Genomic DNA, 15,063 nt, shown 5'->3' on the forward strand with positions numbered 1-15,063 from the left:
TGAATTCTTATTAAATCTTTGTGCAATTCTTAACTAATTCTTAATTCTTATGCTAGCATGATTTTCAGGACAACTGTAAAACCATCTTTTCGGTTGTAACAGCTAATTTGACCATACATATTCTCCATGAAGTACTTCGATATATATAGACCAAGACCTGAACCATTCTTGCCACCGACATTTTTCCCACGATAATATTTATTGAACAGTAGAGGTAATTCTTCTTCTTCAATTCCCGATCCAAAGTCTATAATGTAGAGCTCAAGGTAGCCATGTTTGATCTCGGACTTAATAGTGACCTTTGTTCCTGCATATTTATATGAATTACTTATAATATTGTCTAATACCTGCTGCATACGTAGTGGATCCGTTAAAATAATACAGTGTGGAATTGAATCATATACGATTTGATGATCATAATTGACATTTTCAATCATATCAACAAGCACTTCGCTCGATTCTTCGGATACCGTTAACTTTAATTGTTGCAGCTCTTCTAATGTGGCATGAAACATATCCGTAACAAGTAAGTCGATTTGATCAGCTTTCGAATAAATAGTATTTACTTGCTTGATCACCTTATCGTCTTTTACCTGCATAAGCATTAATTCACTAACCGCTTTTATTGAAGCAACCGGTGTTTTAATATCATGACTTAATGTGGCAACAAGCTCTTTTTTACTACGGTTGGATTCATACTCTCTTTGACGTGAAGCATCGAGTTCATCACGCAACAAATCAAAGCTTTCCGTGAACGCACCAAAGTAATTGTTCGCGTCCATTTTTAAAGGCATCTCCAAATTACCTCTTGCCACATTCACTGCGAAATATTGAAGCTGCTGAAAAGGTTTCAATAACGTTCTGTTAATATAGTAAAGATAAAATATACTAAATATCGCTAATAAACCGAAAATGAAACTTACGGAAATGACGAGTTCCCTTTTCATTTGATCTATTAATTCTTGCTCATTATTACGGATAATTATCTTCCCTACAATTTCGTTATTTTGCTTCAAATCTATAAATGTATCTCTATTTTCTATGGCATCGTATATATTGTTAAAATGATTTCCTGGTGTTTGGTAAATCACGTTTTCTAAGTGATCTATAATAGAAAATGGTTGTTTTATATCGCTATTATAAAAAGTTTCTTCACTAACTTGTCCCCAATTTTTTTCGACCGTTTTAACTACATCATTTATGGCTACAAGATCCACTTTTGAAATATCTTTATTGTTAATAATAATTATCGAGAAAGTAATTCCTATAGCAAAAACAACCAAAATCATACACATTAGCAGCTTTATTTTCATCTGTTAGTATCCTCTAATACATATCCTGTTCCCCATACAGTTTTTATAATTTGCGGGTCCTTTGGATTACGTTCAATTTTCTCACGTAAATGCCGAATATGTACATTTAGGGTCCCATCCCCTACAAAGGTATCTTTCCATACATTTTGAAACAGTTCATCTTTTGTGATGATGCGGTTTTTATTTTTCGCTAAATAATACAAAAGCTTATATTCCATTGTTTTTAGTTGAATATCAATACCATCTACTCGTACACGATGAAGTCTCGTATCAATTTGGATCTGTCCGTACTCTAATACATCTTGTTGAATGCTAGAACTATTGCCATATCTTTTGAGTACCGCTTTTACTTTAGCTAATAAAATACTTAATGTATATGGCTTATGAATATAATCGTCGCCACCTATATTAAGAGCAATTAAAACATCATCATCACTAGAACGAGCACTTATAAATAAGATAGGAATCTGCGTTGTTTCACGCAATTTTTTACACAAATCAAACCCCGATTCATTACCGAGATTGATGTCTAGAAGAATCAAAGATGGTTTATGTTCTTCCAAAAAACGTTCGCACTCTTCCGCATTTGTCACAAATGCTGTTTTGACTTCAAACATATTAAAATATTCACAAGTTGTTTCTGCTAATGCAATTTCGTCATCTACAATTAAACAATCTAATTTCATCGTAAATCTCCTAGAAAAAGACTTTCCTACTTGTTTAACAGGATATTTATAGTATACATTAAATTGAATTTAAGGGTGTAAATTTATGGATATACTTATTTAATAAAGAAGGAATTAAGTAGCAATATATAAAATTATCTTCTTCATTGAATACTGCATTGCCTTTCGCCCTATCTTAATCTCCATAATTCTCATACAAATTCCTAACATAAAAACAACCCTTGAAATGCCTAAAATCAGACACATCCAAGGGTTTCTATAATGATTTTAACCCCACACTGTTTCGGAGTGTGCAGACTGTAGGTGGGAATAAGGGGGATGGTGGTTTAATACATCCTTAAAACAAAAGATAGTGAATTGAGAGTTACATCAACCCTCTTCTCCAAAGTTATCAAGCAATGCACGCACTTCATCCGTCGATTTTGTGTTCATCAATTGATTTCTTAGTTCGCCAGCTCCACGGAATCCTTTGACATATATTTTGAAGAAGCGGTGTAGTGCTGTGATGGAACGTGGCAATTCTGCTGAATATTGATCTTGAAGATCTAGTTGTAATCTTAGAAGATCTAGATATTCTGAAGTACTATGCTCTTTCGGTTCCTTTTCAAATGCAAAAGGATTTTTAAAAATACCACGTCCAATCATAACCCCGTCAACGCCATATTGGCGGACGAGCTTCAACCCAGTTTCCCGGTCAGGAATATCACCGTTAATCGTTAATAGCGTATTCGGTGCGATACGATCACGTAATTTTTTAATTTCCGGGATTAGCTCCCAATGTGCATCTACTTGGCTCAATTCTTTTCTTGTACGTAGATGAATTGATAGATTAGCAATATCTTGTTCCAAAATATGTGTTAGCCAGTCCTGCCACTCCTCTAACTCCGAGTAACCAAGCCTCGTCTTAACACTGACAGGTAATCCTCCCGCTTTTGCTGCTTGTATAATTTCAGCTGCAACATCTGGACGTAAAATTAGGCCGCTTCCTTTCCCTCTCGTTGCTACATTCGGTACAGGACAACCCATATTAATATCTATTCCTTTAAAGCCAAGTTCTGCCATGCCAATACTCATTTCACGGAAATGGTCGGGCTTGTCTCCCCATATATGTGCAACCATTGGCTGTTCATCTTCTGTAAATATCAAACGTCCACGAACACTTTTCTGTCCTTCCGGATGACAATAGCTCTCAGTATTTGTAAACTCTGTAAAAAATACATCCGGTCTACCTGCTTTACTTACGACATGACGAAAAACAACATCCGTCACATCTTCCATTGGTGCAAGTACAAAAAATGGTCGTGGTAAATCAAGCCAAAAATTCTCTTTCATATTCAAAGTTCAATTCCTCTCATCATGGTGTAATCGGCGAGTAAATATATAAATTAATTTCATTCAATCATACTAATTTATGAAATCCCTATAGCATTGATTTCGGCTTTAGGCGGGCGGTTTCCATGGGCGTCTCGAGCCTGTAGTCTATCACTCGTGTTGGTCCCGTTGGAGTTGCTGCCTTCCCCTCCAATGTAACACTCGTATATTTAAATTAAATAAGTAATTATGAAATCGACTTCTACAAGTCATTATTATAGTATAACCTAGCTTTTTAAAATTATCTCCAAACATGTTTGCTAAAAAGTTCAATGTTTAAAATTTCACTATTACCTTGTTTTATCCTGGAAGTTTAGATGCTCCATCTCCGAATATCGACCAATCTCCAATTCCACTGTTAAGTGTTTAATACTCCAAACGTTATGAACATTTTTTCCATCTTTTTTAGCTAATATAAATTTAAATACAATCTGTGCATCAACCCTATATATCTTGTTTTATATTGAACATCTATATCCTTTTATCTAATTGATACATTTAACATCTTCGGAAATTTAAGTTCTATCGCTATAAAAAAAGCAATTTGCCTGTGATTAAAGGCAAATCGCTCTTTTATTAAAATTCTTCTTTTTCAACGGGATGAGTTGCTTCATAAATAAGCTGTTCCAGTTCTTGTTTATAATCTTCTTCCTGCTCATCGGTCCAGTTAAATTCTTTTTTCATAAACTGGGTAACAGAATCTTTATGCTCTCGAACCCAGTCAATATCAAAAAAGATAGCTCCTGTACGTCTAATGAAGAAGTCTACTGGTTTATAAGCAAGCTCATGATCAATAGCGTATCTTAAACTAGCATAAACTACTGGATCAAGCTTTTCCTCTTTAGCCTTTACTTTATCATCTCTGTAAGTGTTAAAGACAATATCTACATTTGAACCATAGCGATAAATAAGCTTCTTAGCTTCTTCTTCTGATAAGCCTATTTTCTTACCCGTGTTCATTTTATTGATCAAGAATGTTTTAAAACCTTCTGAACCACCAACATCACCACCGGAGATAGGTAAGTTCTTTGTTTGTTTCTTAGGAAAACTATTTCCATCTTCTTCATGAAGCTGCTTGGTTACTAAATCAACTATACTTTCTGCCATTTTTCGATAGCCAGTTAATTTACCACCAGCAATGGAAATAAGCCCTGAATTTGAGACAAATATTTCATCCTTACGAGAAATTTCAGATGGGGACTTTCCATCTTCATGAATCAAAGGTCTAAGTCCAGCCCAGCTTGACTCTACATCCTCCGCTGTAATCTTTACTTTTGGGAATATAAAGTCTATTGCATTTAGGACATAGTCCCGATCCTGGACAGTCATTTTAGGATGTGCAATGTCCCCTTTGTAGACTGTGTCGGTTGTACCTACGTAAGTTTTACCTTCCCTTGGAATCGCAAATACCATACGACGATCAGGAGTATCAAAATAAATTGCCTGTTTTAAAGGAAATCTTTTTCCGTCAAAAACTAAGTGTATCCCTTTTGTTAATTTCAATGTTTTACCTTTTTTAGATTTGTCAATTTCTCTTAAGGTATCTACCCAGGGACCAGCAGCATTAACAATTTTCTTAGCCCTTATTTCTTGTACAGAGCCATCTACTAAATCTTCGGCTTTCACTCCAACCACCTTGCTGTTTTCGTACACTAAATCACTAACTTTCATATAATTTAGAGCGTATGCACCTTCCTCTACAGCCTTTTTCATGACTTCAAGGGTTAGGCGCGCATCATCTGTTTTATATTCTACATAATATCCCGCACCCTTTATTCCCTCTTGTTTCAATAAAGGCTCACGCCCAAGCGCCACTTCAGGTTTAAACATCTTTCTTCTTTCACTCTTCTTAACTCCAGCTAGTAAGTCATACACCCTTAGACCAATATTAGTTGTGAATGGACCAAACGTTCCTCCTTTATAGAATGGAAGCATCATCCACTCTGGGGTCGTAACATGTGGACCATTTTCGTACACTATCGCACGTTCCTTGCCAACTTCTGCTACTACTCCGATTTCAAATTGCTTTAAATAACGTAATCCGCCATGTACAAGCTTTGTAGATCTGCTAGACGTACCAGCAGCAAAATCCTGCATTTCGACAACTGCCACTTTTAGTCCCCTTGTAATAGCATCTAAAGCAATTCCTGCACTTGTAATACCCCCACCTATAACAAGGAGGTCTAAGGATTCCTTGTTAATGGTCTCCTTAATTTCCGATCTTAATAAGTTTGTAAATTGCATACCAATCGTTCCCTTCATTATGAAAATATTTAAATGTTTTTATCTATTTAGTTTCTTAACCCCTACAAAAGAACTCAGATAGTTCATATATCCTCGACGTTCCTCTTTGTTTCAAGAAATATCAGAAAACAAAAAAAGAGACCACAAATCAACTCTACTTTTCAATACTGAAAAAAGTAGAGTGACTTGGTCTCTCGAAGTCTCCATCCATAATATTAACTTGTTTATAGTATATCACGATACTAATATGATTCAAAATCTTTTTACTTGGTGAAAGTTGTTCATTTCGTGAAGAAAGGTAAAAATCCTATCTTTTATATTCTTATTTAAATTGTCTTGTTGCAGCGACTGCTTTCTTCCATCCCTTGTATAGTTCTTCACGTTTATCTTCGGCTAATTCCTCCGTAAATGTCTGTTGTTTCTTCCACTGTTTCGCAATTTCTTCTTTTTCAGACCAATATCCAACAGCTAGACCTGCAAGGAAGGCTGCACCTAAAGCTGTTGTTTCATTAACAACTGGACGATCAACTGGAACACCTAAGATATCACTTTGGAATTGCATTAAGAAGTCGTTTTTGACAGCTCCGCCATCAACACGAAGAGATTTCAATTCAATTCCAGAATCTGCAACCATTGCCTCTAAAACATCTCTTGTTTGATAAGCTAGTGATTCAAGTGTTGCACGGATGAAGTGCTCTTTTGTTGTCCCACGAGTTAGTCCAAAAACAGCACCTCGAGCGTCACTATCCCAATAAGGTGTTCCTAAACCAACAAATGCTGGAACAAAGTACACCCCATCTGCTGAATCAACTTTAGTTGAATAGTTTTCACTTTGAGGTGCGTTCTCAATCATACGTAAACCATCACGTAACCATTGGATTGCAGAACCTGCTACAAAAATACTGCCTTCTAAAGCATATTCTACTTCTCCATTAACGCCCCAGGCCAGAGTAGTTAGAAGACCATGTTTAGATTTAACGCCTTTCTTACCAGTATTCATCAACATAAAACAACCGGTTCCGTAAGTGTTTTTAACCATTCCTTTTTCAAAGCAAGCCTGCCCAAATAAAGCTGCTTGCTGGTCACCAGCAATACCTGAAATCGGTACATTGTAACCAAAGAAGTGATAGTCCACCGTATTTGCATATACCTCAGAGGATTGACGTACTTCAGGAAGCATGCTCTTTGGTACTGTTAAAATGTTTAGTAGCTCATCGTCCCATTTCAAGTCATAAATATTGAACATTAGTGTACGAGATGCATTTGAATAATCTGTTACATGGACTTTTCCACCAGATAGCTTGTAAACTAACCACGAATCAATTGTTCCGAAAAGTAAGTCGCCATTATCCGCTTTTTCTCTAGCACCTTTCACATTATCAAGAATCCATTTTACCTTTGTACCGGAAAAATAGGGATCTAAAAGCAGTCCAGTTTTTTCATTAAAAAGATCATTGTATCCTTTTCCTCTTAGCTCTCGGCAAATACCTTCTGTTTGACGAGACTGCCAAACAATCGCTTTGTAAATTGGTTTTCCGCTGTTTTTATCCCATACTACGGTTGTTTCGCGTTGATTTGAAATTCCAATACTTGCTATATCCCCAGGATCAATATCTGCCTTACGTAAAACTTCAGCAATACAAGCCAGAATTGAAGTCCAAATTTCATTTGCGTCATGTTCCACCCAGCCTGGTTTTGGAAAAAACTGCTCGAATTCATGTTGTGCCGTTCCGACTATCTCTCCTTGTTTATTGAATATAATAGCACGAGAACTTGTTGTACCTTGATCAAGAGCTAAAATATACTTTTCCATATGTTTTCCTCCCAAATTGTGAAAATTATATTCTACTAATAGCCTATCAATCTAATTCGATAATAATCTTATAGTAAAAATCTAGTTGTAACTACTAGTATGCAAGCTACATAAAACCTCGATAAAAGGACAGCGCTTATAACATATTACTGTCAAAACCCAGTGGGTATAAAAAAGAGCTTAGGAACTTGTTCCTTGCTCTTTTTTAATGTTTTAATTATCGCAAGCTATTAAAGTATTGTATAAAGTGCTGTATTTGCTAGTGTAATCATTGTCATTAATAATGTATTAAGAAAAGCTGCTACATAAACGTTTCCAGTCTTTCTATAGAAGTAACGATTAAAGATTGCAGCAACTAAGAGGACTGGTACAAGTCCAATTACTATAATCGATGATAATGATTCTCCTGGATATCCTGCCGTTCCCGTCATAAACAGTAGTCCATATTGGTAACCCAAGTAAAGTACTAAACCACCTATAAAATGGAATATAGAGATAAGATATCCCTTAAATCCGTCATAGTTTTTAGTAGCAGTATTCATGTTGACAGATATACCAATAATAAAGTAGTAAATGAAGAATAATGGTGCATACTTTAGTAATGCGATCACATGCTGATCTTCAAATGTTTTAACAGCTAATGTCCAGATACGGAAGTCAGTTTTGAAGAGAGCATCCACAAGATAAAGTACTGCATAACCAATAACAACAGCTACAACCACTATTAAAAATGAAGCAATGATTGTTTTAATACTTGATTTTACTCCATAACTCTCAATTGTTGCACCTTCAGATTTTTTAGAAGAATAGTGGTATCCGACCATAATCATTAAGGTTACAATCGCTACATTGATTGCCCAAAAAACAATTGGGTTTACAGTTGGTGCTCCAAAATATTCTGTTGTCTTAATTAAATCAGCTTGATTCTTTAAGTAGAAATATTGAATTATACCTAACCCAAGCATAATAAGCGACCCAGTTTTAATATTACGCTCTAAATTTTTCGCAAATGAGTAAATCAGAACAATGATAGATAAAGCAATTATGATCATACTACCTTGTCTTAATAATGTCATTCCGTAACCATTACCACTATATAAAGCAGAGAAGAATAATGCTGGGAATAACCCACCGAATACTACTAGTAGTAAGCCTGTTAACTTTGCACCATTTGTTTTTGCTTCAGGAAGTGATGCTGTTTTTTTCGTATAAATGCTATTAAAGAATGGTAACTTAGTTAAAAGTGTAATAATTGGAATAAATATCATAAAGAATCCAATTAGTGCCACGAACGAGAACCACTCTTTAAACATCCAAGTTTGTCCTTTTTCTTCAGTTGTTACAAGGTTGCTGTAATCAGCAAATGCCATTTCATAGAAATTAATTGCGTACCCTGTAGTTGTTTTTGAAAAGTGATTCCACGGGTGTGTTTCATTGGGTTGATAGATAACCCTTTTTCCACCATTAACTTCATATACTTCGCCAGCTTTTGGAGTTTTTGGATTTCCTAAGAATCCCAACCCTTCTTCTGTGCCAACATAATCTTTCTTCACAACAGGTGCTCCAGCTCCTGATGCTGCTGCATCAAAGAAAAACTCATCATATTGACCAGCAATTTTTCCAGAAGTTCTTGGCCCATAAGAATTGTTAATTTGTTCATCTGTAAATCCAAGTGTCTTCAACCATTGATAATCCGAACCCATTGTTAGAGAACTATGGATTTTACGAACTCCCGTTGTTTGAAAATCAACTTCATCTAACATAACTGCGTTAGTTGAAGAAAAACCACCCATCGAGTGACCTGAAACTGCAATGATCCCATCTCCATTTTCATCTTTTAACACATAATCTTGTTCATACATATATTGAACAGCATCATAGATTGCATGTGGCCAAAAAGAGAAGAATGGAACTGGTTTCTCCATTGTACCTGTTGAATGACCATGATCATATTGATCCAATGCTAAAACCACATAACCTCTTTTTGACATTTCGATAGCTTGAGCATCCTGCATTTCAGCAGAGTTCAAATAGCCATGTGTTGCTATAATTGTTGGTTTTGGTTGTTCACTGGCTCCATCTGGCTTATACAAAAGACCAGAAAGTTCCCCTCTTGGCGTATCAAAATAAATCCGTGAAACATCAACATCCCCACTAGAATTGTTAAATTGGGAAGCAGTAAAACTTCCGACCAAAATTATCAGTAAAGAAATCACTAACAATACAACTGGATTCTTTAACCTTTTCATAAAATTTCCTCCCCTTAATTTTAAAATAGTACTCTACTTAAAAATATTGTATTCAGAATTCCCAAAACGTAATACAATGACCTCCTTTCCACCCCCATTTTGGTTTGTTTTTAATAAGGTATTTAGAGAACAAAAAAAGACACATTAAAATCCCCTTGAATAAATTGCATTCAAGGAAATAATGTGTCTCCTGTTCTCTTCACAAATTATTAACTTAATAGCTAGTATATATTTTCTTGAAAACGCTGTCAAACCTTATTTAGTATTTTTAAATAACTCTCTTACCAAAGATCTGTATTAGAGGTTGTAACTGCAAAAGCACCACTATTCAAAGAATTTTCAACATCATCTTTTGTACGAATTAGTCCGCCAGCAATAACTGGAATTCCTGTTTTATCGTGAATTTCCTTCAAAATACTAGGAATGATGCCTGGTAGAACCTCTATATAATCTGGTTGAATTTTTTTACAAACTTTTAAATTATGATCAAGTGCATGACTGTCTAATGCAAATAAACGTTGAATACCTATTAGATTATTTTTTTTTGCAGAAGCAACAAAGTTTACTCTCGTTGAAATTATCCCGTCCACCTTCACATTATTAATTAAATATTCAAGTCCATATTCATCTGCTTTTAACCCTTGAATAAGATCTGCATGCATTAACACTTTTTTCTTATTCTGCTTAGCATACTTAACAATACTCTCTACCTGTGAGAGACGAGACTCTAAAAAAATGATGTATTCATGATCTGTTTTAAGTACTTTCTCGAAATCCTTCATATTACGAATAGCTGGTATCACACCATTAAACAAACAATCACCCCAATATGGAATATTTCATAACAAATATTAACGATTTTCTAACAAGCTTTTTTCTACAAACGCGACTAACTGTTACCCTCTAGTTCATTTCTACTTTAAGTATATTACTCCCCATTGGGAATAAATTCAATTCCCCTTATTTTATATTGATAAAACGGATTAAATCTAATTCATTCCTACAGTTACTTTTGTTGAGGTTAGGTTTTATATTCCAAATTTTATAACTGCACACACAAAGTAATATTAGTTATAAAATTATAAATGAAATTTTCATATACTTATAGATTAATTATTTTAGTGATTCCTTCATTTATAGCCCATAAAATTCAGCCAAATTAAATTTCTTTTAACTAAACTTTTTTCTAAAGAAAAAGCTCTTCCTTGAAAAATATAAATAAATCTTTAATATATGCTCGGTTCGGTTTAGACACAGAGCTAATATATTCTTAGTACACCATGCGAGCGCAAATTATAGATAATTTTATATGTTAAGTATAATTAATAGTAATTATTTCTAACATTCCATTCCTGCAATTCCAAAACCACCAGGTCCTGCATGGGTAGAAATCATTGCGCCAGCTTGCATCCATGTTACTTTCTCGAAACCTGTTTCATTTGCAATTTCATTCATTCGACTCTTAATACTCTCATCTAGTCCGATAGAGTAGATCAAATACAGCTGTTTTCTATCAATATCGTATTGATTTAAGAAATCTCGCATGAGCTTTTCCGCCACAATGTTCATACTCCCACGATATTTTCTAGTGGAAACAAGCTTTCCTTCTATTAACTCTATACAGGGCTTTATTTTTAATAATAACCCTCCAATATAAGCTACATTACTTACCCGTCCACCCGCTCTGAGAAAGTCTAAACTACCGGGAAGGAAAGCCAATCTTGTTTTAGGAACCACAGATTCTATTTTTTCTATTAAGTGAACATGACTAATGGAAGGTTCTTCCTCGAGTAAAGTTGCCGCATACATCACGATTGCAGCTAATCCACCTGTAACGTTTAGTGCATCAATGAAAAAAAGATCTTCAAAACCTTCCGCGGCAATTAACGCACTCTGAAAGGACGCAGATGCTTTAGAGGTATATCCAATGTGAATAATGATGCTATCTGGAAAATCTATTCTAATTTTTGTAAACAATTCATGATACTCATGTACATTCGTTGCTGTAGTAGATGGTATTTTTTTTGTGCGACTATGATAATCAAAAACTTCCTCTACCGATAGCTCACCATCTAAATAATCCTTCCCGTCCATAATGACGTGCATGGGTACGACTTGAATTTGATATTTTTCAACCAGGTCCTTCGGTAAATCCGCTCCACTCTCTGTCGAAAAAATAATCCTTTTCATTGAACATTCCTTTCAACTAACGCAACTGTCCTGCTGCGTAATTAGTTATTTATATATCCTAAATATACACTAGAAAGGGATATTATTCATTAAATAATCAGAAAATTTTAGCGAGTAATGGAATACCAACACTAATGTAGACATTTAAAACAAGGTCTATTAAGCTTCTCTATAATGTAAAATCATCTATTCTTCTCAAACTAATTCTACAATACTTACTTACCACCACCATTCATGATTTAAAACTAGTATAAATGTAAAAGCAGTCGGTTTAGAAATGCATCATTGCACTTCTAAACAATCTGCTTTATTAATTTATTGAATTAATGTTCCATCTATAAATCGTCCAAACCCTCATTTCACGGTTAACTAAAAGTCTTGAGACCAAACGTTCTTTTCACACTCTTTGCTCCCATTCTTTTCGAGTTACAATAAAGTTGTGATTCCCTTTTTTTCCCTAAGTTTAGTAAGGAGAAGGGGTAGGAGGAGGAAATTAGGTTAATAAGTGTGTAGCCATCCGCTCCTACCTCGCTCGCATTAGTCCATCACATTTAGCACATAACTCCACTTTTCATTGTCGGTTAATATGGACATTTCTACTTCTAAATTGCCACCTAGATAAACATTCTGCCCTTGAATGGAAACAACCATTGCTTGCACGATTGGATCACTGTCATTTTTTTGATAGACATCGCCAATTCTAGGTGTATACGTTTCCGACAAATCGGTTTCTACCGGTTGTGATTCCAACTCCTCAGCCATTTCTGCATTCGGGTCCTGTAAGTCGATAATCGTCGCGCCATCCTCAAGTCCAGGAACCATCACCCAGTATTCATCGTGTCTGATTCCATTCGACAGATTACTAATCACGCCATTTCTTTCAACCGAGGATACGATTTCAATAGCATTGAGATGGTGATGATCCAGCGAATCAGGTTTTGGATTGATCACTAAAATGTAATCACCGACTTTAGCCTTGACGTCCTTATTGAGTGTAAAACGTTTTTGATTGTAAGCAAAACTATCTAAATGTTTAGGCTTATAAAAATCAATTTCTTTCGCCATAGCAAGCTGTTGTTTAAAATTCTCAAGGCGAATGAGATGAATTGACTGTTTAAAAAATGCCTTTACTGAATACACTTTATGCAATTTATTTTGATAATAAACAAATTGGCCTTTACGTACGTTTACAAGCTTCATTTATCATTCCACCTCGCTGTAAAATATTGTTGATCTCCAATCATTCGGTTCGTTTGATTGTTTTGTAAAACGATATGACCATTAGAATAAGAATAATAGAAAATGGGAGTGCTGCAATTATGAGCATATTTTGAAAACCGTCAAGACCGCCGGAGTACATAACAATTGCAGCCATCGCTGAGAGAAGCAGGCCCCAAACTATTTTCACGACGTTTGATGGATTAAGTTGTCCTCCTGTACTAAACATACCGAGTACGAATGTTGCTGAATCGGCAGATGTAATGAAAAATATCGCAATCACAACTATCGTCAAAAAAGATAGTATCATACCAATTGGATAATGTTCATACATGCCGAATGTTACTGTTTCTGTAGCCAATTTGGACAGTTTGGCAATGCCATGTTGTTCTAAGTTCAATGCTGACCCACCAAAAACAGCGAAAAAAATGAACGTCACAAGGGTAGGGGCGATTAATACACCAATTATAAATTGTCTAATTGTACGTCCCTTTGATACACGCGCAATAAACATTCCAACAAATGGTGCCCATGATATCCACCATGACCAATAAAAGATGGTCCAGTCGTTAACCCAGCCCCTTTGAGCTTCGTTTACTGGCTTTAAATCGAAACTCATTTGTATAAAGTTGCTTATATAATTACCGATTGTCGTTACAAACATATTTGTAATATACATTGTTGGCCCTACGATAAATAGTGCAAGCAACAGTAAAAGTGCGAGCCACAAGTTGATCGAACTTAGATATTTAATGCCGTTTCCAATACCTGACCATGCGGATGCGATGAAAATGACAGTGGCTACAACTAAAATAATTAGTTGAAACCAAAAAGCATTCGGTGCGTTAAATAAAAAGGTTAACCCACTGTTGATTTGGGCCGAGCCAAATCCAAGTGTAGAGGCAACGCCGACCACTGTAGCAAAAATAGCAAGTGTATCGACTACTCGGCCAACCGTGCCGCGCATCATTTTTTTGCCGAATAGCGGTTCAAGAGTTGCGCTGATCAAACCAGGAGCGCCTACACGGAATTTAAAATAAGCAAAGATTAGTGCAACTACAGCGTATAATCCCCAGCCGTGGAAACCCCAATGTAACGAAGTGTATTGAAGCGATTCCAAAATCGCCTGCTCCGAACCCGGCTCCGCGTTTGGTGATTTTATAAAAGCATGGGAGATGGTCTCTGCTGTCGTAAAAAACATGAGTCCGATTCCCATACCTGCACTAAATAACATCGCAAACCAGGCAGGCAAGCTGAAATCCGGTTCATCATCATCTTTTCCCAGCTTTATATTACCAAAACGTGAGAACATCATATAAATACAAAAACTGATTAGTGAAACGATAACAAGTGTGTAAAACCATCCAAACTGATTAGAAATAAAATCGGTCACGGATGCGGTAAATTCATTTAAATAATCGGGAGCAAGAGTTCCCAAAAGCACAATTGCAATACATATAGTAATGGCATACCAAAATACTTTTGTAATATGCAACAAAACTCCCCCATTCTTTACTAATAACAGGGTGTGTATTCTTATCTATCTCTATGCATGAGTATCAGATATTCATTAATCCTCATCGGAGTTCAAAAAATCCCCCGACTATTAGACCAGGGGAACATAAAACACACTTCAGTATTCAACTAAAATCCACTAAACCTATTGCCACCATGTTATTTCAACTTTATCATAGCCATTTTTTACACCAACATATGTTGCATAAAAATATCCGCTATAGATTAGTATAAGGATTAAAGAACTTACTAATATACTTTGGTAATGGAATGTAAAAATATTACTAACTGCAATTATTCCTACTATTGAATGAACAATTGCCAAACCTAGTGGTACTAAAAAATAGATTAAAATTTGTCGCAATATTGCTTTGTTTATTAATTTCTCGGTGACACCTATTTTCATTAAAGACTTATAGCGTTCCAGGCTATCACTCGCTCATATAAATCCGCCATTCAAGTGT

The 15,063-nt window shown here is 35.5% G+C and carries 11 protein-coding genes; all 11 read right to left on the reverse strand.

Translation table 11 applies throughout. The features are described from left to right. Positions 1 to 47 precede the first annotated feature (47 nt). The 11 genes from ACQCPR_RS16010 to ACQCPR_RS16060 all read right to left on the reverse strand — a co-directional run bounded on the left by ACQCPR_RS16010 (position 48) and on the right by ACQCPR_RS16060 (position 15,005). Complete coding sequence (locus ACQCPR_RS16010) at positions 48 to 1,313, reverse strand: HAMP domain-containing sensor histidine kinase (RefSeq protein ID WP_090568066.1); 1,266 nt, start codon at positions 1,311 to 1,313, stop codon at positions 48 to 50. Beyond that, positions 1,310 to 1,999 (reverse strand): response regulator transcription factor, encoded by a 690-nt coding sequence (locus tag ACQCPR_RS16015; RefSeq protein WP_427137529.1) that lies wholly within the window; start codon positions 1,997 to 1,999, stop codon positions 1,310 to 1,312. The genes ACQCPR_RS16010 and ACQCPR_RS16015 overlap by 4 nt, the downstream gene beginning before the upstream one ends. 369 nt (positions 2,000 to 2,368) lie before the next feature. Then, entirely contained in the window at positions 2,369 to 3,331 is a 963-nt protein-coding gene (locus ACQCPR_RS16020) for a tRNA dihydrouridine synthase (RefSeq protein ID WP_427138959.1), read from the reverse strand. A 615-nt stretch (positions 3,332 to 3,946) separates the two neighbouring features. Further along, a complete protein-coding gene (locus ACQCPR_RS16025; RefSeq protein ID WP_427137530.1) occupies positions 3,947 to 5,614 on the reverse strand; it encodes a glycerol-3-phosphate dehydrogenase/oxidase in 1,668 nt (555 codons plus the stop codon). Between the two features lie 322 nt (positions 5,615 to 5,936). Beyond that, positions 5,937 to 7,427 carry a glycerol kinase GlpK gene (gene glpK, locus ACQCPR_RS16030; RefSeq protein WP_427137531.1) on the reverse strand — a complete coding sequence of 497 codons (1,491 nt, stop codon included), beginning with the start codon at positions 7,425 to 7,427 and terminating at the stop codon, positions 5,937 to 5,939. A 230-nt stretch (positions 7,428 to 7,657) separates the two neighbouring features. Then, positions 7,658 to 9,676, reverse strand: coding sequence for an alpha/beta fold hydrolase (locus ACQCPR_RS16035; RefSeq protein ID WP_427137532.1), 2,019 nt, complete (start codon positions 9,674 to 9,676; stop codon positions 7,658 to 7,660). Positions 9,677 to 9,957: 281 nt separating this feature from the next. Beyond that, positions 9,958 to 10,491, reverse strand: a complete 534-nt coding sequence (locus tag ACQCPR_RS16040; protein WP_269922250.1) for a glycerol-3-phosphate responsive antiterminator — start codon at positions 10,489 to 10,491, stop codon at positions 9,958 to 9,960. Positions 10,492 to 11,014: 523 nt separating this feature from the next. Continuing rightward, positions 11,015 to 11,866: a DegV family protein gene (locus ACQCPR_RS16045; protein ID WP_427137533.1), complete on the reverse strand. Its 852-nt coding sequence runs from the start codon at positions 11,864 to 11,866 to the stop codon at positions 11,015 to 11,017. 537 nt (positions 11,867 to 12,403) lie between these two features. Further along, complete coding sequence (locus tag ACQCPR_RS16050; protein WP_093495199.1) at positions 12,404 to 13,066, reverse strand: hypothetical protein; 663 nt, start codon at positions 13,064 to 13,066, stop codon at positions 12,404 to 12,406. A gap of 40 nt (positions 13,067 to 13,106) precedes the next feature. Continuing rightward, positions 13,107 to 14,582: a BCCT family transporter gene (locus tag ACQCPR_RS16055; RefSeq protein WP_427137534.1), complete on the reverse strand. Its 1,476-nt coding sequence runs from the start codon at positions 14,580 to 14,582 to the stop codon at positions 13,107 to 13,109. Positions 14,583 to 14,744: 162 nt separating this feature from the next. Further along, a complete protein-coding gene (locus ACQCPR_RS16060) occupies positions 14,745 to 15,005 on the reverse strand; it encodes a hypothetical protein (RefSeq protein ID WP_427137535.1) in 261 nt (86 codons plus the stop codon). Positions 15,006 to 15,063: the final 58 nt, after the last annotated feature.

It is taken from the genome of Psychrobacillus psychrodurans (assembly GCF_050209195.1).
Taxonomy (GTDB): Bacteria; Bacillota; Bacilli; order Bacillales_A; family Planococcaceae; genus Psychrobacillus; species Psychrobacillus psychrodurans.